The 23,078-nt window shown below is 64.0% G+C and carries 24 protein-coding genes; 20 read left to right on the top strand and 4 right to left on the bottom strand.

The features are described 5' to 3' along the window. Positions 1-11: 11 nt before the first annotated feature. Positions 12-521 carry an RDD family protein gene (locus AC1DXS_RS21690; protein ID WP_477739528.1) on the bottom strand — a complete coding sequence of 170 codons (510 nt, stop codon included), beginning with the start codon at positions 519-521 and terminating at the stop codon, positions 12-14. A 121-nt stretch (positions 522-642) separates the two neighbouring features. Further along, complete coding sequence (locus AC1DXS_RS21695) at positions 643-3,753, bottom strand: Rne/Rng family ribonuclease (RefSeq protein WP_477739529.1); 3,111 nt, start codon at positions 3,751-3,753, stop codon at positions 643-645. A gap of 622 nt (positions 3,754-4,375) precedes the next feature. Here AC1DXS_RS21695 and AC1DXS_RS21700 point away from each other — a divergent pair. The 5 genes from AC1DXS_RS21700 (at position 4,376) to AC1DXS_RS21720 (ending at position 8,341) form a co-directional block, all read left to right on the top strand. Then, a complete protein-coding gene (locus AC1DXS_RS21700) occupies positions 4,376-5,530 on the top strand; it encodes an RluA family pseudouridine synthase (RefSeq protein WP_477739530.1) in 1,155 nt (384 codons plus the stop codon). 8 nt (positions 5,531-5,538) lie between these two features. After that, positions 5,539-6,153, top strand: a complete 615-nt coding sequence (locus AC1DXS_RS21705) for a hypothetical protein (RefSeq protein ID WP_477739531.1) — start codon at positions 5,539-5,541, stop codon at positions 6,151-6,153. Between the two features lie 64 nt (positions 6,154-6,217). After that, positions 6,218-6,877 carry an HAD family hydrolase gene (locus AC1DXS_RS21710; RefSeq protein ID WP_477739532.1) on the top strand — a complete coding sequence of 220 codons (660 nt, stop codon included), beginning with the start codon at positions 6,218-6,220 and terminating at the stop codon, positions 6,875-6,877. Positions 6,878-6,895: 18 nt separating this feature from the next. Then, positions 6,896-7,261, top strand: coding sequence for a Rieske (2Fe-2S) protein (locus AC1DXS_RS21715; RefSeq protein WP_477739533.1), 366 nt, complete (start codon positions 6,896-6,898; stop codon positions 7,259-7,261). Positions 7,262-7,282: 21 nt separating this feature from the next. Continuing rightward, complete coding sequence (locus AC1DXS_RS21720; protein ID WP_477739534.1) at positions 7,283-8,341, top strand: S49 family peptidase; 1,059 nt, start codon at positions 7,283-7,285, stop codon at positions 8,339-8,341. Between the two features lie 75 nt (positions 8,342-8,416). Here AC1DXS_RS21720 and AC1DXS_RS21725 read toward each other — a convergent pair whose 3' ends face one another. Next, a complete protein-coding gene (locus AC1DXS_RS21725; protein WP_477739535.1) occupies positions 8,417-9,184 on the bottom strand; it encodes an SAM-dependent methyltransferase in 768 nt (255 codons plus the stop codon). Beyond that, positions 9,181-9,801, bottom strand: coding sequence for a Maf family protein (locus AC1DXS_RS21730; protein WP_477739536.1), 621 nt, complete (start codon positions 9,799-9,801; stop codon positions 9,181-9,183). The genes AC1DXS_RS21725 and AC1DXS_RS21730 overlap by 4 nt, the downstream gene beginning before the upstream one ends. 26 nt (positions 9,802-9,827) lie before the next feature. On the opposite strand from AC1DXS_RS21730, the gene AC1DXS_RS21735 reads away from it, so the two are divergent. The 15 genes from AC1DXS_RS21735 to AC1DXS_RS21805 all read left to right on the top strand — a co-directional run bounded on the left by AC1DXS_RS21735 (position 9,828) and on the right by AC1DXS_RS21805 (position 23,031). After that, a complete protein-coding gene (locus AC1DXS_RS21735; RefSeq protein WP_477739537.1) occupies positions 9,828-10,379 on the top strand; it encodes a YceD family protein in 552 nt (183 codons plus the stop codon). 239 nt (positions 10,380-10,618) lie between these two features. Further along, positions 10,619-10,801, top strand: a complete 183-nt coding sequence (gene rpmF, locus AC1DXS_RS21740) for a 50S ribosomal protein L32 (protein ID WP_007873878.1) — start codon at positions 10,619-10,621, stop codon at positions 10,799-10,801. Positions 10,802-10,886: 85 nt separating this feature from the next. After that, complete coding sequence (plsX, locus tag AC1DXS_RS21745; RefSeq protein ID WP_477739538.1) at positions 10,887-11,972, top strand: phosphate acyltransferase PlsX; 1,086 nt, start codon at positions 10,887-10,889, stop codon at positions 11,970-11,972. 29 nt (positions 11,973-12,001) lie between these two features. After that, entirely contained in the window at positions 12,002-12,979 is a 978-nt protein-coding gene (locus tag AC1DXS_RS21750) for a beta-ketoacyl-ACP synthase III (protein ID WP_477739539.1), read from the top strand. A 45-nt stretch (positions 12,980-13,024) separates the two neighbouring features. Next, positions 13,025-14,392, top strand: a complete 1,368-nt coding sequence (locus tag AC1DXS_RS21755; protein WP_477739540.1) for a sialidase family protein — start codon at positions 13,025-13,027, stop codon at positions 14,390-14,392. Beyond that, positions 14,373-15,014 carry a hypothetical protein gene (locus AC1DXS_RS21760; protein ID WP_477739541.1) on the top strand — a complete coding sequence of 214 codons (642 nt, stop codon included), beginning with the start codon at positions 14,373-14,375 and terminating at the stop codon, positions 15,012-15,014. The genes AC1DXS_RS21755 and AC1DXS_RS21760 overlap by 20 nt, the downstream gene beginning before the upstream one ends. A 90-nt stretch (positions 15,015-15,104) precedes the next feature. Further along, positions 15,105-16,055 (top strand): ACP S-malonyltransferase, encoded by a 951-nt coding sequence (gene fabD, locus AC1DXS_RS21765; protein ID WP_477739542.1) that lies wholly within the window; start codon positions 15,105-15,107, stop codon positions 16,053-16,055. Then, entirely contained in the window at positions 16,052-16,798 is a 747-nt protein-coding gene (gene fabG / locus AC1DXS_RS21770; protein ID WP_477739543.1) for a 3-oxoacyl-ACP reductase FabG, read from the top strand. The genes fabD and fabG overlap by 4 nt, the downstream gene beginning before the upstream one ends. 157 nt (positions 16,799-16,955) lie before the next feature. Further along, complete coding sequence (gene acpP / locus AC1DXS_RS21775) at positions 16,956-17,195, top strand: acyl carrier protein (protein WP_007873885.1); 240 nt, start codon at positions 16,956-16,958, stop codon at positions 17,193-17,195. 84 nt (positions 17,196-17,279) lie between these two features. Next, a complete protein-coding gene (gene fabF, locus AC1DXS_RS21780) occupies positions 17,280-18,524 on the top strand; it encodes a beta-ketoacyl-ACP synthase II (protein ID WP_477739544.1) in 1,245 nt (414 codons plus the stop codon). A gap of 23 nt (positions 18,525-18,547) precedes the next feature. After that, positions 18,548-19,090, top strand: a complete 543-nt coding sequence (locus AC1DXS_RS21785) for a hypothetical protein (protein ID WP_477739545.1) — start codon at positions 18,548-18,550, stop codon at positions 19,088-19,090. Further along, positions 19,087-19,731: an RNA polymerase sigma factor RpoE gene (gene rpoE, locus AC1DXS_RS21790; RefSeq protein WP_477739546.1), complete on the top strand. Its 645-nt coding sequence runs from the start codon at positions 19,087-19,089 to the stop codon at positions 19,729-19,731. Before AC1DXS_RS21785 ends, rpoE begins: the two co-directional genes overlap by 4 nt. Before the next feature lie 90 nt (positions 19,732-19,821). Then, complete coding sequence (locus AC1DXS_RS21795; protein ID WP_477739547.1) at positions 19,822-20,436, top strand: sigma-E factor negative regulatory protein; 615 nt, start codon at positions 19,822-19,824, stop codon at positions 20,434-20,436. Between the two features lie 36 nt (positions 20,437-20,472). Beyond that, positions 20,473-21,483, top strand: coding sequence for a MucB/RseB C-terminal domain-containing protein (locus AC1DXS_RS21800; protein WP_477739548.1), 1,011 nt, complete (start codon positions 20,473-20,475; stop codon positions 21,481-21,483). 84 nt (positions 21,484-21,567) lie between these two features. Beyond that, positions 21,568-23,031, top strand: a complete 1,464-nt coding sequence (locus AC1DXS_RS21805) for a DegQ family serine endoprotease (protein ID WP_477739549.1) — start codon at positions 21,568-21,570, stop codon at positions 23,029-23,031. The last annotated feature ends 47 nt before the right edge of the window (positions 23,032-23,078 follow it).

Below are 23,078 nucleotides of genomic sequence, written 5' to 3' on the forward strand. Positions count from 1 at the left end.
GGGGAGCGGGTTCAGGCCTTGACGACGATGGTGTCGCCGATCACGTCGTGCAGGCAGCGGCGGGATTGGCGGAAGATCATGAGGCAATCGATCAGCGAGTAGACCCAGACCACGACCATCACCAGGGCGGCCATGAACCCCGCGCCATAACGAAAGGCCAGGCGGGTGATGGATGCGGCTTCACCTGAAGGCCGGGTAATGCGTATCTTGAGCAGGAGCTTGCCGATGGTCTGGCCCCGCGTGGCGAGCAGGTAGCCATTGAGCAGGATGAAGACCAGGACGCCGATGGCCACGCTCGCTGCATTGAAGGACCACGCGTCGCGCCCTTGCGCGTCCCAGGGGTTGTAGGGTGTGAGCAGCGAAATCAGCCAGAGCACCAGGCTTTGAAAAACCGTGTCGAGGATGGCGGCGCCCAGCCGTTCGACGCGGCCGGCCAGTTGCGGGCCCTGGGCCTCGTCGGCCACATCCGCCACTGTGGCCTGCGGCGGCGCGTAGCGCGCATCGTGCGTGGGCTGGTCCATGGTCTTTCCCTCTTTATCGGTTTTGTTGGGCTGATTCTAGGGCCTGTTTCCAGGCATAAAAAAAGCCCGCATTGGCGGGCCTTTTTGGGGGTGGCCGCAGGAGCGGCCGGGATTGGCGCGTTTATTGGCCTGCCGATTTTTCGAAGGGCAGTGGCATCGCGCCCAGGTCGCGCCGGGTCTCGACCAGCACCAGCGGGCCTTCGTCGGCCACGACCAGGGGAGGGCGCTCGCGCGGCACGTGCACCGGTTTGACCTCGGCGGCGATGGCGGCCTTGGCTTCGGCGATCTTGGCTGCGTCGGAATTCACCCACTGCAGGCCCGAGGACTGGGCCACCTGGGCCAGTTCATCCAGGGGCAGGGCATAGGACTGGACCTTGGGCAGGCTGATGGCCGCGGCGGCCGGTGCGGCGGCCTGGACCGGTGCCGGCGCGGGCGCTGCCACCACAGGTGCGGGCACTGATGCAGCCACGGCCACAGGGGCTGTGTAGGCTGGAGCCGGCGCTGCTTCAGGCACAAAGGGCGCCGCAGGCGTCACGGCGGCTGCGGGTGCCGCGTAGTCGGCGACGGCTTGCGGTGCGCGTTCTTCGCGGGATTGAGGCTGCTGCTGAGGCTCCGCGAAGCCGGCCTGGCCGGCGTCGACGCCACCTTCGACCGGTGCTTGCTGCTCACCGCGTTCGCCGTTCTCACCGCGTTCGCGGCGGTCGCGGCCATAACGGTCGCGGCTGCGGCGTTCACGCGGCTGGCGCTGTTCGTCGCCCTGGCCGGCTTGTCCGTTCTGTGCGGGAGCGACCACATTGCCGGCTTCGTCGAGCACGGGAGCGGCTGCGGCTTCAGGGCTGAAGCCAGGCGCTGCTTCGGTGCCTTCGGGACGATCGCTGCCGCGGCGGTCGTTGCGGCGGCCGTTGCGGTCGCCGCGTTCACGGCGGCCTTCACCACGCTCACCACGTGCTTCGCGGTTGCCCTGGCGCTCGCCGTCCTGGGGGGCGCGCTCCTGGCGCGTCTCGGCGGCTTCGCCGCCCATGGCGGCTGCCATGGCGGCCTGGTTGGCCAGCGCGAGGTCTTGCTCGACTGCGTCGCGCTGGATGCGTTCACCGCGCTCTGCACGTTCGCCATTGCGTTCACCGCCACGCTCGCCGCGTTCACGGCGGTTGCGGCCGCCTTCGCGGCCTTCGCGGTTGGGGGTGTCGCCGCGCGGCTGGTCGCCAGCGCCTTCGGGGCGGGCTTCGCCGGCCGGGCGTTCCTGGCGGCCTTCGGCATTGCGTTCACGGCGTTCGCCGCCGCGGCCTTCACCGCGTTCACCACGGCCTTCGGGGCGTGCTTCGCGGCCTTCGCTGCGGCCGCGGCCACCGCGCCGGCCGTCACGGCCGCCGCGCTCGCCACCACGGTCCGAGCGCTCGCCGCTGCGGCCTTCACCGCCACGGCCTTCACGCCGGCCTTCGCCGCGCTCGTCTTTTTTCACTTCCTTGGTCGCAGGCGCCGGTGCCGCATCCTGCGCGCCGCCGAACAGGCTCTTGATCCAGCCGAAGAAGCCTTTCTCTGCGGGCGCCGCGACAGCCGGTGCCGGGCGGGCAACGGCCTTGGGCGCCGCGTGTGGTGCGGCTTCCGGCTTGGGTGGGGCCACGGGGGCGGGCGCGTCGGGCAGCACGCCCTTGATGACGGGCTCCTGCTTGTTGTGCTTTTCCTGGCTGCGGCGCGTGACGGTGGTCGGGTCTTCGACTTCCTCGGCCATCTTGTAGCTGGCGGCAATGTTGTCCAGGCGCGGGTCGTCGTGCTTCAGGCGTTCCAGGCGGTAGTTGGGGGTTTCCAGCGTCTTGTTGGGCACCAGCAGCACGTTGATGCGCTGCTTGACTTCGATCTTGGCGATCTCGGAACGCTTTTCGTTGAGCAGGAAGGAGGCCACGTCGACCGGGACCTGGCACAGCACCGAGGCCGTGCTGTCCTTGAGGGACTCTTCCTGGATGATGCGCAGGATCTGCAGCGCCGAGCTCTCGGTGTCGCGGATGTGGCCGGAGCCGCCGCAACGCGGGCAGGGGATCGATGCGCCTTCGGACAGGGCCGGGCGCAGGCGCTGGCGGCTCATTTCCATGAGGCCGAACTTGCTGATGGTGCCGAACTGCACGCGGGCGCGGTCCTGGCGCAGCGCGTCGCGCAGGCGGTTTTCCACGTCGCGGCGGTTGCGCGACTCTTCCATGTCGATAAAGTCGATGACGATCAGGCCGCCCAGGTCGCGCAAACGCATCTGGCGCGCGACTTCGTCGGCCGCTTCCAGGTTGGTGCGGGTGGCGGTTTCCTCGATGTCGCCGCCCTTGATGGCGCGGGCCGAGTTGACGTCGACTGAAACCAGGGCTTCGGTGTGGTCGATCACGATGGCGCCGCCGGAAGGCAGCTGCACGGTGCGCGCATAGGCCGACTCGATCTGGTGCTCGATCTGGAAGCGGCTGAACAGCGGCGCATCGTCGCGGTAGCGCTTGACGCGGTGCTCGTGCTCGGGCATCACGTGGGCCATGAATTGCTTGGCCTGCTCGTAGACGTCGTCGGTGTCGAACAGGATGTCGCCGATGTCGCTGTTGAAGTAGTCGCGGATCGCGCGAATCACGAGGCTGGATTCCTGGTAAATCAGGTAAGCGCCCTTGCCGCCCTTGCCGGCGCCGTCAATGGCGGTCCAGAGCTTGAGCAGGTAGTTCAGGTCCCACTGCAGTTCAGGGGCGCTGCGGCCGATGCCGGCGGTGCGCGCGATGATGCTCATGCCATTCGGGTATTCGAGCTGGTCCATCGCCTCTTTGAGCTCGGCCCGGTCGTCGCCTTCGATGCGCCGGCTCACGCCGCCGCCGCGCGGGTTGTTGGGCATCAGGACCACATAGCGGCCGGCCAGGGAGACGAAAGTGGTGAGGGCCGCGCCCTTGTTGCCGCGCTCTTCCTTTTCGACCTGGACCAGCAGTTCCTGGCCTTCCTTGATGACGTCGTTGATGCGCGCCTGGCTGACCGGCACGCCCTGGGCGAAGTACTGCTTGGAGATTTCCTTGAACGGCAGGAAGCCGTGGCGGTCTTCGCCGTAGTCGACGAAGCAGGCTTCCAGCGAGGGCTCGACACGCGTGACGACGGCCTTGTAGATGTTGCCCTTGCGCTGTTCGCGCCCTTCGATTTCAATTTCGTAGTCGAGGAGTTTTTGTCCGTCGACGATCGCCAGGCGGCGTTCTTCAGCCTGAGTGGCGTTTACCAGCATCCGTTTCATGGGTAGCCTTCCTTATCGTTCTTCGTCTGATGTCATGCGCAGACATCAATCACATGCCCAAAATGGGCCAACGACGCCGGAGGGACGCAGTGCGAACGGGGAGGAATTGCCGGAGAGCTTTTGACGGCGCGCGGCCGACCGAAATGAATCGGTCAGCGACGTGGTCTGGGCGTAGGCGCGTGGATGGAGCGAGCAGGGGTCAAACGGGTGGGTGCCGCGCAAAGCGCGGCTGCTGGCGCCCACTGCACAAAGGCTGGCGGCTGATTCATGCCGAATGCGGGGCACACGAATGTCGTGAGGCGCCGCAGGCATATGTAAATCAGACTGACCAGTGTTGTCATCAGAGGGCTACCCGTTAAAGGACTTGATCTCGGCTGGATCCGTGTGCAGCCTGTTGTTCGTGACTTGGGCTGCGCACATGGTATTCCGTAGTTGTGTTCGCAAAACGTCGACTCGTCTACCGTGCAAGATGCTCGCCGCGAGGTGCCTGGCACTCGTCGCTTGCGGGCAATTGCCGGCGTGGGCATCGACCTTCCAGCGAGGCTGCTTGTCCGCCTTTTCAGGGCTGGGGACTTGCGTGGACTAAACTCCAGACAAATCAACCACTTACAGCGCATCGCTAGTGAAACACATTATAGGGTCAGCCAGGGGCTTGGCAAGGAAACCCGGGAAAACACCGGGTCGCCCACCCGCGTCCGCCGCCAGGCCCAGGGCGGAGCCTAGCCCCGCAGCCGCCCTTCCTCAGGCGCCGCAGCCCGCCGCGCCGCAGGCCACGCTGGTGACGGTGGACGAGGACTACGCCGGCCAGCGGCTGGACAATTTCCTGATTCGCCAGCTCAAGGGTGTGCCCAAAACCCATGTTTACCGCATCATCCGCAGCGGCGAGGTCAGGGTGAACAAGGGCAGGGCACAGGCCGACACCCGTGTGGAAGCTGGCGACGTGGTGCGCCTGCCGCCGGTGCGCACCTCCGAGCGGGCCGGCCAGAAAGCCGAGGCCATGGCCCAGGAAATCGCCCGCCATGGCGCCAGTTCCACCACCGGCGGCTACGCGCCGTCGCGCGAATTCCCCATCCTGTTTGAAGACGACTTCGTGCTGGCCATCGACAAGCCGGCCGGGGTGGCCGTGCACGGCGGCAGCGGCGTGAGCTTTGGTGTGATCGAGCAGCTGCGCATGGCGCGGCCGGAGGCCGACTTCCTTGAGCTGGTGCACCGGCTGGACCGCGAAACCAGCGGCATCCTGCTGATCGCCAAGCGGCGCATGGCGCTCAAGCTGCTGCAGGAGCAGTTCCGCGAGCGCGAAACCGACAAGGTCTACCTGGCGCTGGTGGGTGGTGACTGGCCGGCCAATCACCGTGTGATCGACAAGGCGCTGCACAAGTATTTGCTGCCCGACGGCGAGCGGCGCGTGAAAGTGGTGGCCAACGACCACCCCGACGGCCTGCGCTCGGTGACGCTGGTCAAGGTCAAGGCAGTCGTTCCCGCCAGCGCGCTGGCGCCCGCGACGCCCTTCACCCTGCTGGAAGTCACCATCAAGACGGGCCGCACGCACCAGATCCGCGTGCACCTGGCCAATGAGGGCCACCCGATCGCGGGCGACGACAAATACGGCGATTTCGAGCTGAACCGGGCGCTGCAGAAGACCGCGGCTGGTGCGGTGCCGCTCAAGCGCATGTTTTTGCATGCCTGGAGCCTGAAGTTCAACCACCCAAAGCTGCGCAAGGTGGTGCACCTGCAGGCGCCCCTGCCGCCCGAATTGCAGCAGTTTTTGCCCGCATAGGTATTCAAATGGCTCATGACCTTCCTGAGGCGCCTGATTCCAGGAGCGCAGCCGGGCCGATCCGGGGAAAGCTCGGCGGCCTGGGCGCGACGGTGCTGATGTTCGTCGTTGCCGGCCCAGCGCTGTATGGTGTGGCGTATTACCTGGTGGCGGGTGACTTCGGGCGCGGCGAATTCCGCTGGAGCCAGCTGCCTTCCGTGGTGTTCTGGCCGCTTCTGATGGAGTTTTTGTTCTGGGTGTCGTTGGGTAGCCTTGACGCAGTGCTTCAGGTTTCGCTGCCTACCGTTTTGGCTGCGGTGATTTTCTGGCTCTTGAACAAGAGGGTGATGCCTTCTGTGAGCGCCATGTCCCCCTTCCGTCTTGTTTTGTCCAGGTCGGTGGCCGGTCTGCTGGTGTGCGTGTGCGCTTTTGTGGCCTTGAATCCGGCGACAGTGACGCAGGGATGGGACGCGCTGTATTTTTACAATCCCCACATTCGGGCTTCGTACGACGACTCGGCGTGGGGATTCCTTGAGAAATACGGGCAACTTTTCCACCTTGTTGTACTTGGCCTGGCCGGCGCCTTGTTGGGGGCGGCGTACGGGCTCTCATCGTGGTGGTTCAATCAACGCCGGGACAACTGACGTGCGCATTGCGGCTTTTGTCCCTATGCGCCAATATGCGGGCCGTCCCTAAGACAATATCCCCATGCAAACCCGAAATTTCGACCTGATCGCCTTTGACTGGGACGGCACACTGTTTGATTCGACAAAAATCATCGTGCGCTGCATCCAGGCCGCGGTGCGCGACGTGGGCGGCACGGTGCCGACCGACAAGGAAGCCGGCTATGTCATCGGCTTGGGCCTGATGCAGGCCCTGGCCCATGCCGCGCCCGACGTGCCGCCTGAAAAATACCCCCAGCTCGGCGAGCGCTACCGTCACCACTACGCCGCGCACTACGACGACCTGAGCCTGTTCGACGGCGTGCTGCCTTTGCTTGATGCGCTGAAGGCGCGCGGCCACCTGCTCGCGGTGGCCACCGGCAAGTCGCGCCGCGGCCTCGATGAGGTGCTGCGCACCGTGGAACTCAAGGGCGTTTTCGACGGTTCGCGCACCTCCGACGAGACGGCCGGGAAGCCCGATCCGCGCATGCTGCACGAATTGATGGCGGAATTTGACGTTGCGCCCGAACGCGTGCTGATGGTGGGCGACACAACCCACGACCTGCAGATGGCGGTCAATGCCGGCTGCCCCAGTGTGGGTGTGAGCTACGGCGCGCATGAACCCGACAGCTTTGCCGTGCTGGCGCCGCGCCACGTGGCGCATTCGGTGCAGGAGCTGCACGAGTGGCTGCTTGCCCATGGTTGACTTCCGGACTTAAAGCTTATGGACGAACGGCAAGCTCTCTGCAACAGCCGCGACCTGCTTGAAGGCGGGCTGGCGGTGCCGTTCGACGTGGTTTACGCGGGGCAGACCTGCCGTGCCTTTGCCGTGCGTTTCGAGGGGGGAGTCCATGCCTACCTCAATCGCTGCAGCCACGTCGCGATGGAGCTCGACTGGCAGCCCAACCGCGTATTTGACGACCAGGGCCGGTGGCTGCTGTGTGCCAGCCACGGCGCGGCTTACCGTCCGGACACCGGCCAATGCGCGGGCGGGCCTTGCCAGGGCGGGCTGATCAAAATCACGCTTTCCGAATCGGAGGGGGTTGTTTATTGGCATCCCGCTTACAACCTTAAACCGCTACAGTTCTAATACCTCTCTAAACTAGTGCCCATGAACGATCCCCAACGCCCTGATCCCTCCACAGATCCCGATTTGCTGCGCGAATCGGACTTCCGGCCCAACCAGCCGGAGTCACTTCCTCCCTATCCCCAAACAAAAAGATCCGCGGCAGACCCGACCGCCGCCCCGGGTTGGGAGCGCGCGACCCTGGAGAAATTGGCTTTTGCTGCGCTCAACGAGCAAAAAGCCACGCGCCGCTGGAAGACTTTTGTGCGCCTGGCCTGGCTGGGGTTTTTTGTCGCCCTGGTCTGGATGCTGCTGCACCGCGGCACGCCCGCCAGCGACGCGACGGTTCCGCACACCGCCGTGGTGGAAATCAAGGGCGAGATCGCCGCGGGCGCCGATGCCAGCGCCGAGTTCGTCAATGCGGCCCTGCGCGCGGCCTTTGAGGACGACGGCGCCAAGGCCATCGTGCTGCTGATCAATTCCCCCGGCGGCAGCCCCGTGCAGGCCGGCATGATGAACGACGAGATCCTGCGCCTGAAGGCCAAGCACAAGAAGCCGGTCTACGCGGTGGTTGAAGAGACCTGCGCTTCCGCCGCCTACTACATTGCCGTCTCGGCCGACAAGATTTACGTCGACAAGGCCAGCATCGTGGGCAGCATAGGCGTGCTGATGGACGGCTTCGGCTTTACCGGCCTGATGGACAAGCTGGGCGTGGAGCGCCGCCTGCTGACCGCCGGCGAGAACAAGGGCTTCCTGGATCCCTTCAGCCCGCAAAACGAAAAGCAGCGCGTCTTCGCACAGGCCATGCTGGACCAGATCCACCAGCAGTTCATCGCGGTGGTCAAAGCCGGCCGCGGCAAGCGCCTGAAGGAAACGCCCGAGATGTTCAGCGGCCTGTTTTGGAGCGGCCAGCAGGCCGTCGAACTGGGCTTGGCCGACCAGCTCGGCAACCTCGACTATGTCGCGCGTGAAGTGGTCAAGACCGACGAGATCATCGACTACACGCGCCGCGACAACGTGGCCGAGCGCCTGGCCAAGAAGTTTGGCGCCGCCATGGGTGAGGGCGCGATGAAAGCTTTCAAGGCGATTCCCGCGCTGCGTTAAGCGCTCTTTGGCCGCGTAAAAAAGCCCGCGTCATGCGGGCTTTTTTGTGGGCGCTGGGTGCACTTCGGGGCTTCTTCAACGGCCTATGGCAAACACGGTCGGCAAATCCAGCGGCGCCTGGGGCTTGTCGCGCTTCCACACGCTCACCTGCGCGCTGCGCGACCAGGCTGTGCCCAGGGTCAGGCCGCAGCTCAGCGCCAGCCGGGTGTTGTCCTGCAGTGTTTGCAGCAGCGACTGGAGCAGGGCGGCGTTGCGGTAGGGGGTCTCGATAAAAAGCTGGGTCTGGCCGGATTTCAGCGCCAGCGATTCCAGTTCGCGCAGGCGCTGCGCCCGCTCGGCCGGCGTTTGCGGCACATAGCCGGCAAAGGCAAAGCTCTGGCCGTTGAGGCCGCTGGCGGCCAGCGCCAGCATCAGCGACATCGGGCCCGTGAGCGGCACGACTTCCAGTCCCAGGTCATGCGCCGCGCGCACCACGGAGGACCCTGGGTCGGCAATCGCCGGCATGCCGGCTTCGCTGACCAGGCCCATGTCGCGGCCTTCGAGGGCGGCCGCGAGCAGGGGGCGAGCGTCGAAGTTGCCGCCATGGTCGCCTTTTTTATGGACCTCGCGCGGCAGCTCCTGGATCTGCAGCGACTGCAGCGGCGCGGCCAGCGGCTGTAGCGCGTCTATGCGCTTGAGGTAGGCGCGCGTGCTTTTGGCGTTCTCGCAGATCCAGCAGGACAGCCGCGACGCGAGCTGCAGGGTTTGCAGCGGCATGACGTCCTGCAGGGGCGCCTGCGTGTCGCAGCCGAAATCCAGCGGCGCGGGCACCAGGTAGAGCTTGCCCTTCATGGCGGCGCTCATGGCCGGCCTCCGGACAGTAGTTTGATGCCTGCGGCCTGGATCAGCCGGCAGGTGCGTATCAGCGGCAGGCCGACCAGGGCCGTCGGGTCGTCGTTGTCGATGGACTCCAGCAACGCGATGCCCAGGCCTTCGCTTTTGGCACTGCCCGCGCAGTCATAGGGCTGCTCTATGCGCAAATAGTGCTCGATCTCATCGTCGCTCAGCTCGCGGAATTTCACCTTGACCGGCGCCAGGCTTTGCGCCTCGTAGCCGCTTTCCAGGCACACCACGGCCACGGCCGTCTGGAAAATCACGGTGCGTCCGCGCATGCGGCGCAGCTGTGCAACGGCTTTTTCATGGTCTCCGGGCTTGCCCAGGGGTTCGCCGTCCAGGTCGGCGACCTGATCGGAGCCAATGACAACGGCACCCGGGAAAGCGGTAGCCACTGCACGGGCCTTGGCCAGGGCCAAGCGTTCGGCCAGGGCGCGCGGGGCCTCGCCGGGCTGCGGGGTTTCGTCCACCTCGGGCGCGGCGACCTCGAAAGGGATGTGCAACCGCTGCAGCAATTCGCGGCGGTAGCGTGAGGTCGAACCCAGCACGAGAGGACGATTGGAGGCGAGAGGGGAGGCGAGGGTCATGGCCTCGATTCTCTTACACTGCATCCATGTCCAGATCCCTTCAGCCCAGCCGGCTCAACATGAAAGCGTTTGCCCAGGAGGGCGTGGCGCTTGCCGAAACCACTCCGCTACAAAATCTGGAGCGGCTTGCCGAGGAAACGCAAGGGCTGCAGGCTGATGCAGTCGTGCAGTGGCAGGCGTCAGGCGAATTGCGCCCGCGCGCCGGCGCTGACGACGAGGTGTGGCTGCACTTGCAGGCCCATGCCACCGTTCCGCTGACCTGCCAGCGCTGCATGGGCGTGGTCGAGACGCCCGTGGAGGTGGACCAGCGGTACCGTTTTGTCGCCAGCGAAGACATCGCCATGGCCGAGGACGACCAGGCCGAAGAGGACCTGCTGGTGATGGAGCCGCAGTTCAACCTGCTCGCCGTACTGGAAGACGAACTGCTGATGGCCTTGCCCCTGGTGCCGATGCATGAGGAATGCCCGGTCGCCCCCAAGCTTCAGGCCGGTGATGTGGAAGCACCAGATGCGGCGGGTGAGCCCGCCGGAAAACCCAATCCCTTTGCCGTGTTGGCGCAGCTAAAGAATAAAAAGTAGTAATTTGGTTTTACTAAATTCATGCGAAAAACCACTGGATTCATGGACATTTCGCCCGTCTGAGGCCAGGGTGATGAAAATGCCCCCGCATCAAGCTATAATCAAAGGCTTCGCGTACCAATGCGGTGGATACGGTGTCATGGCGCTCAGGCTGTCATGGGCTGATATTCAGGTCCAGCTGTCTGAACTCGGAATTTGGTGCGTAATTTACCAACCTAACACCCCATCAGGAGCCGATCATGGCCGTCCAGCAAAACAAGAAGTCGCCTTCGAAGCGCGGCATGCACCGTTCGCACAACGCACTCACCGTGCCAGGCATTGCCGTGGAGTCCACCACCGGCGAAACCCACCTGCGTCACCACATCAGCCCCACCGGTTTCTACCGTGGCCGCAAGGTGTTGAAAACCAAATCCGAAGCGTAACTCCACGCTTTGAGCATGGGCCCGCACTCATCCTGCGGGCCTTTCTTTTGCCTGAACTCCACCTCTTGACTGCACCGGTCGCCTCATGATCAGGATTGCTGTCGATGCCATGGGCGGCGATATCGGCCCCGCCGTGACGCTGCCCGCCAGCCTGGCTTTCCTGGACGGCCACCCTGACGCCGCCGTGGTGCTGGTGGGGCAGCCTGAAGTGCTGGCCACGCACCCGCTGCATGCGCGGCTCCAGGCCCACCCTCGCTGCCAGATCGTCCCCGCCAGCGAAATCGTCACCATGGACGATCCCATCGAGATCGCGCTGCGGCGCAAGAAGAACTCTTCGATGCGGGTTGCGATGAACCAGGTCAAGGACGGTGCGGCACAAGCCGCCGTGTCGGCTGGCAATACCGGCGCACTGATGGCCATCGCCCGCTATGTGCTCAAGACTATGGACGGCATAGACCGCCCGGCGATTGCCACCCAATTGCCCAATGCCTTGGGCGGCGCCACCACGGTGCTGGACTTGGGCGCCAATGTTGATTGCACCGAAGATCACCTGCTGCAATTTGCCGTCATGGGCTCGGCTCTGGTGGCGGCCATCACCACCAACCCCACACCTAGCGTCGGCCTGCTCAATATCGGCGAAGAGGCGATAAAAGGCAGTGAAATGATTAAAAAAGCCGGTGAATTGCTGCGATCTGCTTCCAATTCCGGTGATTTGAATTTCTATGGGAATGTCGAAGGCAACGACATTTTCAAGGGAACGACAGACATCGTGGTCTGCGATGGCTTTGTGGGCAATGTGGCCCTGAAAGCCAGCGAGGGCCTCGCCAGCATGATTGGCGGCTTCATGAAGACCGAGTTCTCGCGGAACATCTTCACAAAAATTTCAGCCATTATTGCCTATCCGGTGTTAAATGCATTTAAAAACCGGGTTGATCACAGGCGCTACAACGGCGCGGCATTGCTGGGGCTGCAAGGTTTGGTCTTCAAGAGCCACGGTTCGGCCGATGCCTTCGCTTTTGAGAGGGCGCTGAATCGGGCTTATGATGCGGCTCGGAACAATTTGCTTGAGAGAGTCCGCGAGCGCATCGCCCACGCAGCCCCTTTGCTGGTTGTGGCGCATGCGGCACCGCTTGCCGATGCGCCTGCCGAACCCCTCCTCAATGCCAGTTGACTCAGCAGTTTCAACACGGCCACTTATTAATGACCCGTTACTCACGCATCACCGGCACCGGTAGTTTTTTGCCTCCGCGCCGATTGACCAACGCCGAACTGGCCGCCGATTTGGCTACACGGGGCGTAGAAACTTCCGACGAATGGATTGTGGAGCGCACCGGCATCCGGGCGCGCCACTTTGCCGCGCCCGACGTGACCAGCAGCGACCTGGGCGTGGAAGCCGCCAAGAATGCGCTGCAAGCCGCGGGCCTGCAGGCGTCCGATATCGACCTCATCATCGTGGCGACCTCGACACCCGACATGGTGTTTCCGTCGGCAGCCTGCATCTTGCAAAACAAGCTGGGCATCGCCGGCTGTGCGGCCTTTGACGTGCAAGCTGTCTGCAGCGGCTTCGTCTATGCGCTGACCGTGGCCGACGCCATGATTCGCACCGGTTCGGCCAGCAAGGCGCTGGTGATAGGCGCAGAAGTGTTCTCGCGCATCCTGGATTTTTCGGACCGCACCACCTGCGTGCTTTTCGGTGACGGCGCCGGCGCCGTGGTACTGGAGGCTTCGGAGACGCCCGGCATCCTCGCCAGCGACCTGCACGCCGACGGCAAGCATGTCGGCATCCTCTGTGTGCCTGGCAATGTCTCGGGCGGCCAGATCCTGGGTGACCCGCTGCTCAAGATGGACGGCCAGGCTGTGTTCAAGCTGGCCGTGGGCGTGCTCGAAAGCGCCGCGCGCGCCACGCTGGCAAAGGCCAACCTGACCGACGCCGACATTGACTGGCTGATCCCGCACCAGGCGAATATCCGCATCATGCAGAGCACGGCCAAAAAGCTGAAGATGCCGCTTGAAAAGCTCATCGTCACGGTCGACCAGCACGGCAACACCTCCGCCGCCTCCATCCCGCTTGCGCTGGATACGGCCGTGCGCAGCGGCAAGATCCAAAAAGGCGACACCCTCATGCTCGAAGGCGTGGGCGGCGGCTTTACCTGGGGTGCGGTGCTTCTCAAGTACTGAGCGGCTCCCTACCCATCCGCCAGGCTTTCACAGACAGGTGGGCACTTGAATTTCAAACCATCCGGCGTATCGGAGCGCCTTGCAGCAGCTCTGCTGGTGCTGGCCTTCGCCCTGGCCGGATGGAAAATCCTGCAGCGCCCCCCGGCTTCACCATTTGCGATACCGCAGGCCGATCCTGCCGTGGATGCGGCAAAGCCCCTGTCAACCAAGGCCGGACCGGCGCAGCAACAACGTTCGCCCGACGGCCGTTTCCGCTTCGACGCGCAGTTTGTCTCTTCCTCTCCCGGCCAGGCCGTGCACGCAGCTTCCCTGGTGGAATTGCGCGACGGCCGCCTGCGTGCAGTCTGGTTCTCGGGCTCACGCGAGGGCGCGGGAGATGTCACCATCCAGAGTGCCGTGCTGGAGCCGGCCGGCCTGCGCTGGAGCGCCGAAAGCACGCTGTTCGATCGGCACGCACTCCAGCAAGGCCTGTGGCGCTATGTGAAGAAACTCGGCAACCCGGTCATTGCGCGTGCGCCCGATGGCTCGCTGTGCCTGTGGATGGTTAATGTGTCGCTGGGTGGGTGGGCCGGCAGTTCCATCACCTGGGCACGCTCCACTGACGAAGGCGCAAGCTGGAGTGCGCCGCGCCGGCTGGTGACCTCGCCTTTCCTGAACATCAGCACGCTGGTCAAAGGCACGCCGGTCCTCTTCGAGAACGGTGAAATCGGCTTGCCGGTGTACCACGAGTTCGTTGCCAAGTTCGGCGAAGTGCTGCGCATCAATGCCCAGGGACAAGTAGTCGACAAAATTCGCATTCCCGGTAGCCGTACCAGCCTGCAGCCGGTGGTCCTGGTGTCGGGGCCGGAAAAAGCGCAGGTCTATATGCGCTCGGGCAACGCCACGGCGCTGATGGCCTCAAGCACCGCCGATGCCGGCAAGACCTGGTTGCCGGCCCATGCAAGCGCCTGGCCCAACCCGGATTCCGCCCTGGCCGGCACCATGACGAACAGCGGCACGCAATGGCTGGCCCTGAACCCGGCGCCCCGCAACCGCGAAACACTGGCCTTGCTGCAGACCGTTGCGGGCGGCTCATTTGACGGCGTGACGCCCTGGATCGTCGAGTCCTCTGTCAATCCGCAGCTGCGCACATCCGTTGGCGACTATGAGCGTTTGTTGACCCAGGAGCTCAAGGCGCGCGGTGCCAGCGACGGCGAGGCCCAGGCCTATGTGGCCAGCGCCCGGCGCCAGCTGTGCGGCGGCCAGAGCTGCTCCCAGGAGTTCTCCTACCCTTACCTGATACAAAGCCGCGACGGCTACCTGCATCTGGTCTATACCTGGCACCGCACGCGCATCAAGCATGTGCATCTGGACCCCTTGCAAACCCTTGAGGCCGCACAAGCGGCGCCCGGCCATGCTCCCACCGGCAAATGACCTGATCGCCTTGCTTGGCATCAGTCTGGTGCTCTGTGCCGGCTGCCTGCGCCTGCTGAGCTGGCGCCATGGCGTCACGCCTTGGAGCAAGTGGGTCAGCGCCGCCGTGTTTTTGCTGCTGTGGTGTCCCGTGGGGCCCGCCCGTTTGCCGGTTGTGGCCTATGTGCGCGGCGTCAGTTCGGATCTGAGTATCTCGCTGGTCGCCATCGCTTGCCTGGGCATGTACCAGCGCCTGCGCGGCATTCCACTCATGGCGCAGCGTGAGCGCGTGGTGCTGAGCCTTGCCTTCGCGGGCGGGGCTTTGTTCCTGTATCCGCTGGCGCTGGGCTGGGGTGATTGGGATGCCTACCGGCTGGGCTGGGGTTCCTGGGGCTTGTGGGCGGCGCTTTTGGTGTTGTCGCTTGCGTGTTGGGCCGGGGGCCTGCGCCTGCTGCCTGCGCTGGTGGCCCTGGCTCTGCTGGCCTGGGTGGCCGGCGCGCTGGAGTCCACCAACTTGTGGGACTACCTCATGGACCCCTGGCTGGCCGTCGCGGCGATATTTCATTGCGCCAGGTCTGCTGTCGGCCGGGGGCTTGCGCGACTTCGCAGTGCGCGCCTCGGCGCCATGCCATCCCCCGTCTGATTGGCGTCTTCAAAAAATGGCGATTCATCTTCTTAAAATGCATGCGGGTGCTTTTCAGCGACTCAAGAATTCGATCCATGGAGTAATCATTTGAAATCGTTTGCCATTGTTTTTCCCGGCCAGGGCTCGCAGTCGGTCGGCATGCTGGACGCCTGGGGCGACCATCCCGTGGTCGCGCAGACCCTCGCTGAAGCTTCGCAGGCCTTGGGCGAGGATGTAGGCCGCCTGATCAAGGAAGGCCCCAAGGAGACGCTGGCCCTGACCACCAACACCCAGCCCGTGATGCTGGTTGCCGGCGTGGCGGCCTACCGCGCCTGGATGGCTGAGACCGGCGCCGCACCCGCGGCCGTTGCGGGCCATTCGCTGGGGGAGTATTCCGCCCTGGTCGCCTCTGGCGTTCTGACGCTTGCGCAGGCGGCTCCGCTGGTGCGCTTTCGCGCGCAGGCCATGCAGGATGCCGTGCCGGTCGGTGTGGGCGCTATGGCCGCCATCCTGGGCATGGAAGCCTCCAAGGTGATCGAAGGCTGCGCTGAGGCCGCGCGCAGTTTCGGAGCCACCACCGCCGAGGTGGTGGAAGCCGTCAATTTCAATGACCCGATGCAAACCGTCATCGCAGGCAGCAAGGCCGCGGTCGAAAAGGCTTGCGAAGTGCTCAAAGCCAACGGCGCCAAGCGCGCCTTGCCCCTGCCGGTGTCGGCTCCCTTTCACTCCAGCCTGATGAAGCCCGCGGCCGAGAAGCTGCGCGAAAGGCTGGCGGGCGTCGATTTCGCGGCGCCGAAAATTCCGGTCATCAACAACATCGACGTGGCCGTCGAGACCGACGCGGACCGCATTCGCGCCGCGCTCTACGCCCAGGCCTTCGGCCCGGTGCGCTGGGTGGAGTGTGTGCAGGCCATCAAGGCGCGCGGGCTCACCACGCTGGTCGAGTGCGGTCCCGGCAAGGTGCTGGCCGGCATGGCCAAAAGAATCGACCCCGAATTGACGGGTATCCCGCTGTTTGATCCCGCCTCACTGGCGGAAGTGAAGGAGTTACTGGCATGAGCGAAGTCAAATTTGAAGGCCAGGTCGCGCTGGTCACAGGCGCATCGCGCGGCATTGGTGCTGCCATTGCACTCGAATTGGCCCAGAAAGGCCTCAAGGTCATAGGTACGGCGACCAGCGACGAAGGCGCGGCCAAAATCGGCCAGGCTCTAGCGGCTTTCCCGGGCTGCACCGGCAAAAACCTGAACGTGAACGACGTGACCGCCGCCGAAGCGCTGATCGAGGCCATCGTCAAGGAGCACGGCGGCCTGCAGGTGCTGGTCAACAACGCGGGCATCACGCGCGACATGCTGGCGATGCGCCTCAAGGATGACGACTGGGACGCGGTGCTGGACACCAACCTCAAGGCCGTGTTCCGCATGAGCCGCGCGGTGATGCGCACCATGATGAAGCAGCGTTATGGCCGCATCATCAGCATCACCTCGGTGGTGGGCGCCTCGGGCAACGCGGGCCAGTCCAATTACGCGGCCGCCAAGGCCGGCGTGGCCGGCATGACCCGGGCGCTGGCGCGCGAACTCGGTTCGCGCAACATCACGGTCAATTGCGTGGCGCCCGGCTTTATCGAAACCGACATGACCGCAGGCTTGCCCGAAGAGCAGCAAAAAGCGCTGCTGGGCCAGATTCCGCTGGGCCACCTCGGCAAGCCGCAAGACATTGCGCACGCTGTGGCCTTTGTGGCCAGCCCCCAGGCGGCTTACATTACCGGCCAGGAGATTCACGTCAACGGCGGCATGTATATGTAGGCCGAGGCCGTCAATCCGCGGTTTCATGAAAACCGCGGGTTGACGGTGGTAAAACACAGGAAATCGAAGCCGGTTTTTATCCGTCCGGCGCGGTGCTTAGGGAAACGACTCTAACGCGGTAAAATCACGGATTAATTTACAACCCTCAGAGGGAACTATGAGCGATATCGAAGCACGTGTTAAGAAGATCATTGCCGAACAACTCGGCGTGGAAGAAGGCCAGGTCACCAATGAAAAAGCCTTTGTGGCCGATCTGGGCGCAGACTCCCTTGACACCGTAGAACTGGTTATGGCTCTGGAAGACGAGTTCGGCATTGAGATTCCCGACGAAGACGCCGAGAAGATCACCACCGTCCAGAACGCCATCGACTACGCGAACACCCATCAAAAGGCCTGAAGCCGCAGGTTTTCGCCTGTGACTCTGCCGTCACCAAGCCTGAAAAGCCACAGGGCCTTTTCAGGTTCTTTTCAGGATTTCTGAATGAGCCGTCGTCGTGTTGTCGTGACAGGTCTGGGTTGCGTCAGTCCGGTAGGTAATACCGTGGCTGAGTCCTGGGCCAATCTTCTTGCCGGGAAGCCCGGAATTGATCTTGTCACCGGGTTTGACGCCAGCAACCTTGCCTGCAAATTCGCCGGGGAGGTCAAGGGTTTCAATATCGCGGACTACATCCCCGAAAAAGAAGCCCGGCACATGGACCGTTTCATCCACCTCGGTCTGGCCGCGGCTTGCCAGGCGGTGGCCGATAGCGGCTTGCCGACCGGCGATGCGCTCGATGGCGAGATGGCCACGCGCATCGGCTGCAATATCGGTTCGGGAATCGGCGGGCTGCCGATGATCGAGCAAATGCATTCCGAGCTGGTCAATCGCGGCCCGCGCCGGATATCCCCCTTTTTCGTTCCTGCCTCGATCATCAACATGATCTCCGGGCATGTATCCATCAAGTTCGGCTTCAAAGGCCCCAACATTGCGGTTGTCACGGCCTGCACCACCGGCCTTCACGCCATCGGCCTGTCGGCTCGCATGATCGAGTACGGTGATTGCGACGTGATGGTGGCCGGCGGCGCCGAGTCTTGCGTGTCTCCCCTGGGCATAGGCGGCTTCGCGGCTGCGCGCGCCCTGTCCACCCGCAACGACGACCCGAAAACGGCTTCGCGCCCCTGGGACAAGGACCGCGACGGTTTTGTGCTGGGCGAGGGCGGCGGTGTGCTGGTGCTCGAAGAGTACGAGCACGCCAAGGCCCGCGGCGCCAAAATTTATGCCGAACTGACCGGCTTCGGCATGAGTGCCGACGCATACCACATGACAGCGCCCGATATTGACGGCCCGCGCCGCTCCATGGTGATGGCGCTGAAGAACGCCGGCGTCAACGCCGATGAAGTTCAGTACCTCAACGCGCATGGCACCTCCACCCCGCTGGGTGACCTCAACGAAACCAATGCCATCAAGGCGGCTTTCGGCGACCACGCCAAAAAGCTGATGGTGAGCTCCACCAAGTCCATGACGGGCCACCTGCTGGGCGGGGCCGGCGGCATCGAGTCGGTGTTCACCGTCCTCTCGCTGCACCACCAGAAGATTCCCCCCACCATCAACATCTTCAACCAGGATCCCGAGTGCGACCTCGACTACTGCGCCAATACCGCGCGTGACGCCAAGATCGAGGTTGCCGTCAAGAACAACTTCGGATTCGGCGGTACCAACGGCACGCTGGTCTTCAAGCGCGCCTGATTTCCCCCGCGTTCGCAAACCCCTTGGCCACCCACAACGCCCCTTCGGTTGTTTATCCGTTGGGGCGTTCGCGTTTTCTGGGCGCGCTCTTGTTTGGCTTGTGGCTTTGCGGTTTGCTGTTGACCCTGCTGTGGTTTCTTCAAGCTACGGGGCGCCTCGATTGGCGCATCGCATCGGCGCTTGTTCTGGTGGCCGTAGCCGGTGCTGCCGCGTATACCGGTTGGCGAAACGCCCCGGCCGGGCAACTCGCCTGGGATGGCGAGGTCTGGCGCTGGGAAAGCCCGGGCTACCAGGCGGGCGTCGCCGAGTACAGCCTGACGGTCCTGGCTGACTTCCAGAATATCCTGCTGCTGCGGCTTGAAAACCAGGCTCATGCCTGTTTGTGGCTCTGGATGGAGCGGCGCAGCATGCCCCAACGTTGGCTTGATCTGCGCAGGGCCGTGTATTCACCACGCAAAACTGTCGCCGCGCCCTGGCAGGATGATGCGCTGGGCGCGGACCGGCCGTCCGCTGTGGCAGTATCGGGGGCTATGCACTCCACCAGCGGCACCCCCAATCCTTCATGAGCGCCGACCTGCCACTTGTGCCGCTTGAAAAGGCCGCCGACAGCGACGCCATGCTGGTCGAGCGCACGGTCGCGGGCGATCAGAAAGCCTATGAGCTGCTGGTCATCAAGTATCAGCGGCGCATCCAGCGCCTGATAGGCCGCATGGTCCGCGACGTGGACCTGGTGGAAGATATTGCCCAGGAGACGTTTATCCGGGCTTACCGGGCCCTGGCCCAGTTCAGGGGCGAGGCCCAGTTCTACACCTGGCTGTACCGGATCGCGGTGAATACCGCCAAAAAAGCGCTGATGGACCTCAAACGGGACCCGACTGTTTCCGAAAATGCCTTCAAATCGGGCCAAAGCGAGGAAAGCGATGAAACTTCCCCGCTGGAAAACGAACTAACAAGCTCTGAAACGCCGGATGCCGTGCTGGCCAGCAAGGAAATCGCGGAGATCATCAATACCGCCATGGAAGCCTTGCCGGAGGAACTCCGCCAGGCCATCACCCTGCGTGAAATCGAAGGATTGAGCTATGAGGAGATCTCTGAGGTCATGGATTGCCCCATAGGTACGGTGCGGTCGCGGATTTTCAGGGCGCGCGAAGCGATTTCGCAGAAGGTGAAGCCCTTGCTTGAAAACCAGAGCGGCAAGCGCTGGTAAGGGCGCCGCAGCCATCACGAACCCATACAAGCCAGGTATTTCCAGACCCTTATCCAGACAGTTCCGCCACCCACGAACACCACGAACATCATGAAACCGTCTATGCAAACCAGCGAACTCATGTCCGCCCTGGCCGATGGCCAACTGGGCGGGGAGGACTTTGCGGCCGCGCTTCACGCCAGCCGACACGATGATTCGGCGGTCGCCTGCTGGGACACCTATCACCTGATCGGCGATGCGCTGCGGTCTCCCCATGGTGCGCGTGGCGCGGACCCGGCATTTCTGAGCCGCCTGAACCAGCGCCTGGCACAGGAAACGGCGCGGGGCCCTGCTCAAGCTCCTGCGCAGCCGGCCGTCCAGGGTTCACCCGTGGTCCTGCTTCCGCAGCGCGGCCAGGCGGCCAACGACGGCGACTTCCGCTGGAAGCTGGTGGCTGGATTTGCCTCGGTCGCGGCGGTGTCGGCCATTGCGTGGAATGCCGCTGGTTTGCTGGCGCCTGCCGCCGCGCCTCAACTGGCTCAGGCGCCTGCCCTCCAACAGCAGGTGGTCGTCGTCGCTTCACCCCAAGGTCCCATGGTGCGCGATGCCCGGCTCGAGGAACTGCTGGCCGCGCACAAGCAGCTCGGCGGCACCTCGGCTTTGCAGGAGCCCTCGGGCTTCCTGCGCAATGCCACCTTCGAGACTCCCCGCAATGCAGGGCGCTGAGCGCACGCTGCAACGCGACAGGGCTTTGGCGACACCATGAACCTCAAGTTACTCCGGCTGCTGGCTTTGGCGGGATGCGCGTTGCCCGCCATGGGTTATGTAGCGGCGCAGACCTCAACCCCCGCCGCCTCAGCTGTGGAATCCCGCAGCATCAATGATTGGCTGATGCGCATGCATGAGGCCTCCAGGAAGCGCTCCTATATCGGCACGTTTGTGGTTTCTTCAGGCGGCGCCATGTCCAGCGCCAAGATCTGGCACGTCTGTGAAGGCGACCAGCAGATGGAGCGGGTCGAAACGCTCACCGGTGCGCCGCGCTCCATTTTCCGGCACAACGACCAGGTCGTCACCTTCATGCCCGACCACAAGGTGGTCCGCAGCGAAAAACGCGAGTCGCTGGGGATGTTTCCGCAACTGCTGCAATCAACCGATGGCAGGATCGCCGACTACTACAAGGTCAAGCAGGAGGGCACTGACCGCGTGGCGGGCGTCGAAGCCGACGTCGTGCTGCTGGTGCCCAAGGACAGCATGCGCTTTGGCTACCGCGTCTGGACCGAGCAGAAAAAAGGCCTGGTCGTGAAGCTGCAGACGCTGGACACCGACGGCAAGGTGCTGGAGCAGGCGGCGTTTTCCGAGTTGCAGCTCGATGCCCCCGTCAAGATGGACAAGCTCCTCCAGATGATGGGCAAGGTCGAGGGCTACCGCGTCGAAAAACCGGTCCTGGTGAAGACCAGCGCCAGCGCCGAAGGCTGGGTGCTGAAGGCCCCGGTGGCGGGCTTCAAGCCCATGAGCTGCTACAAGCGGCCGGTGACGGCCAATCCGGGACCCGGCGAGGAACCGCTGCAATGGATTTTTTCGGACGGCCTGGCTTCGGTGTCCATCTTCGTGGAACCCTTTGACCGGCAACGCCACGAGCGGGAGTCCAGCCTGTCGATGGGCGCCACGCAGACCATCACCCGCCAGCTCGACACTTATTGGGTCACCGTCATGGGCGAAGTCCCCATGGCTACCCTGAAGCTCTTTGCCAATGGCCTGGAGCGCAAGAAATAATATGCGCATGGCGCTTTGGCGCCGGCTCTTCCCTGCGGCAGCCTGGATTGCCTGAAGACACCTATTTTTGATGAGGCTTGAATGATGCTTGAATTGACCTGGAAACCCCTGCGCTCCTGCCTGTCCGCAGGCCTGCTGGCCGCCGTTGCTGTCACGGTCACCACGCTGGTGCCGCTGGCACCGGTTGCGGCGCAAACCCGCACATTGCCTGATTTCACGGACCTGGTGGAGCAGGTGGGGCCGTCCGTGGTCAATATCCGCACCCTGGAAAAAGCCAAACCCTCCGCCAGCGGAAGCGCCGACGAGCAGATGCTGGAGTTTTTCAAACGCTTCGGCATTCCCGTTCCTCCGAATATGCCGCGCGTGCCCCGGCCTGATCGCGGCCAGCCTGACGAAGACCAGCCGCGCGGCGTTGGTTCCGGTTTCATCCTCACGGCGGACGGCTTTGTCATGACCAATGCGCACGTGGTGGAGGGCGCCGATGAGGTGCTCGTTACCCTGGCGGACAAGCGCGAATTCAAGGCCAAGATCATCGGCGCCGACAAGCGCAGCGACGTGGCGGTGGTCAAGATCGAGGCGACCGGCCTGCCGGCCGTCAAGATCGGCGACATCAACCGCCTCAAAGTCGGTGAGTGGGTGATGGCCATAGGTTCGCCTTTCGGCCTTGAAAACACCGTGACGGCCGGCATTGTGAGCGCCAAGCAGCGTGATACCGGCGACTACCTGCCCTTCATCCAGACCGACGTGGCCATCAACCCGGGCAACTCCGGAGGCCCGTTGATCAATATGCGCGGCGAAGTGGTTGGCATCAACAGCCAGATCTACTCGCGCTCCGGCGGCTTCCAGGGCATTTCCTTTGCCATCCCCATCGATGAAGCCGCCCGCGTATCCGACCAGCTGCGCAGCAGCGGCCGGGTGACGCGGGGCCGCATCGGCGTCCAGATCGACCAGGTCACCAAGGACGTGGCCGAATCCATAGGCCTGGGCAAGGCACAGGGCGCTTTGGTCCGCGGCGTTGAAAGCGGTGCACCCGCAGAAAAGGCCGGCATCGAGGCCGGCGACATCATCATCAAGTTCGACGGCAAGCCGATCGAAAAATCCAGCGACCTGCCGCGCATGGTCGGCAACGTGAAGCCCGGCACCAAGGCCGTGGTGACCGTCTTCAGGCGCGGCGCGAGCAAAGACATCTCAGTGACCATCGGTGAGGTTGAGCCTGAAAAGCCGGCACGCAAGGCTTCGGGCCCGGAGCCCAAAGCACCCGCCGTGGGTGCGGCCCAGGCGCTGGGCCTGGTGGTCAGCGAGGTGAGCGACGCGCAGAAGAAGGAACTCAAGATCAAGGGTGGCGTCAAGGTCGATACCGCCGAGGCTGCCGCTTCGCGAGCCGGCCTCCGCGAGGGCGACGTGATCGTGGCGATTGCCAATTCGGAGGTCACCAGCGTCAAGGAGTTCGAAGCGGCCCTGGCGAAGATCGACAAAACCAAAGCCATCAATGTGCTGTTTCGCCGTGGCGAATGGGCGCAGTACGCGCTGATTCGCCCCTCGCGTTAATCGCATGGGAAGCCCGGCGTGCGGGTCGGCTCGCCGGGCGCGCACGC

It is taken from the genome of Polaromonas sp. P3_B1 (genome assembly GCF_056402935.1).

Excerpts from the sequence above, each read along its gene's own strand:
- AC1DXS_RS21690 (WP_477739528.1), bottom strand. The coding sequence starts at position 521 with ATGGACCAGCCCACGCACGATGCGCGCTACGCGCCGCCGCAGGCCACA.
- AC1DXS_RS21695 (WP_477739529.1), bottom strand. The coding sequence starts at position 3,753 with ATGAAACGGATGCTGGTAAACGCCACTCAGGCTGAAGAACGCCGCCTG.
- AC1DXS_RS21705 (WP_477739531.1), top strand. The coding sequence starts at position 5,539 with ATGGCTCATGACCTTCCTGAGGCGCCTGATTCCAGGAGCGCAGCCGGG.
- AC1DXS_RS21710 (WP_477739532.1), top strand. The coding sequence starts at position 6,218 with ATGCAAACCCGAAATTTCGACCTGATCGCCTTTGACTGGGACGGCACA.
- AC1DXS_RS21715 (WP_477739533.1), top strand. The coding sequence starts at position 6,896 with ATGGACGAACGGCAAGCTCTCTGCAACAGCCGCGACCTGCTTGAAGGC.
- AC1DXS_RS21720 (WP_477739534.1), top strand. The coding sequence starts at position 7,283 with ATGAACGATCCCCAACGCCCTGATCCCTCCACAGATCCCGATTTGCTG.
- AC1DXS_RS21725 (WP_477739535.1), bottom strand. The coding sequence starts at position 9,184 with ATGAGCGCCGCCATGAAGGGCAAGCTCTACCTGGTGCCCGCGCCGCTG.
- AC1DXS_RS21730 (WP_477739536.1), bottom strand. The coding sequence starts at position 9,801 with ATGACCCTCGCCTCCCCTCTCGCCTCCAATCGTCCTCTCGTGCTGGGT.
- AC1DXS_RS21735 (WP_477739537.1), top strand. The coding sequence starts at position 9,828 with ATGTCCAGATCCCTTCAGCCCAGCCGGCTCAACATGAAAGCGTTTGCC.
- rpmF (WP_007873878.1), top strand. The coding sequence starts at position 10,619 with ATGGCCGTCCAGCAAAACAAGAAGTCGCCTTCGAAGCGCGGCATGCAC.
- plsX (WP_477739538.1), top strand. The coding sequence starts at position 10,887 with ATGATCAGGATTGCTGTCGATGCCATGGGCGGCGATATCGGCCCCGCC.
- AC1DXS_RS21750 (WP_477739539.1), top strand. The coding sequence starts at position 12,002 with ATGACCCGTTACTCACGCATCACCGGCACCGGTAGTTTTTTGCCTCCG.
- AC1DXS_RS21760 (WP_477739541.1), top strand. The coding sequence starts at position 14,373 with ATGCTCCCACCGGCAAATGACCTGATCGCCTTGCTTGGCATCAGTCTG.
- fabG (WP_477739543.1), top strand. The coding sequence starts at position 16,052 with ATGAGCGAAGTCAAATTTGAAGGCCAGGTCGCGCTGGTCACAGGCGCA.
- acpP (WP_007873885.1), top strand. The coding sequence starts at position 16,956 with ATGAGCGATATCGAAGCACGTGTTAAGAAGATCATTGCCGAACAACTC.
- fabF (WP_477739544.1), top strand. The coding sequence starts at position 17,280 with ATGAGCCGTCGTCGTGTTGTCGTGACAGGTCTGGGTTGCGTCAGTCCG.
- rpoE (WP_477739546.1), top strand. The coding sequence starts at position 19,087 with ATGAGCGCCGACCTGCCACTTGTGCCGCTTGAAAAGGCCGCCGACAGC.
- AC1DXS_RS21795 (WP_477739547.1), top strand. The coding sequence starts at position 19,822 with ATGAAACCGTCTATGCAAACCAGCGAACTCATGTCCGCCCTGGCCGAT.
- AC1DXS_RS21800 (WP_477739548.1), top strand. The coding sequence starts at position 20,473 with ATGAACCTCAAGTTACTCCGGCTGCTGGCTTTGGCGGGATGCGCGTTG.
- AC1DXS_RS21805 (WP_477739549.1), top strand. The coding sequence starts at position 21,568 with ATGCTTGAATTGACCTGGAAACCCCTGCGCTCCTGCCTGTCCGCAGGC.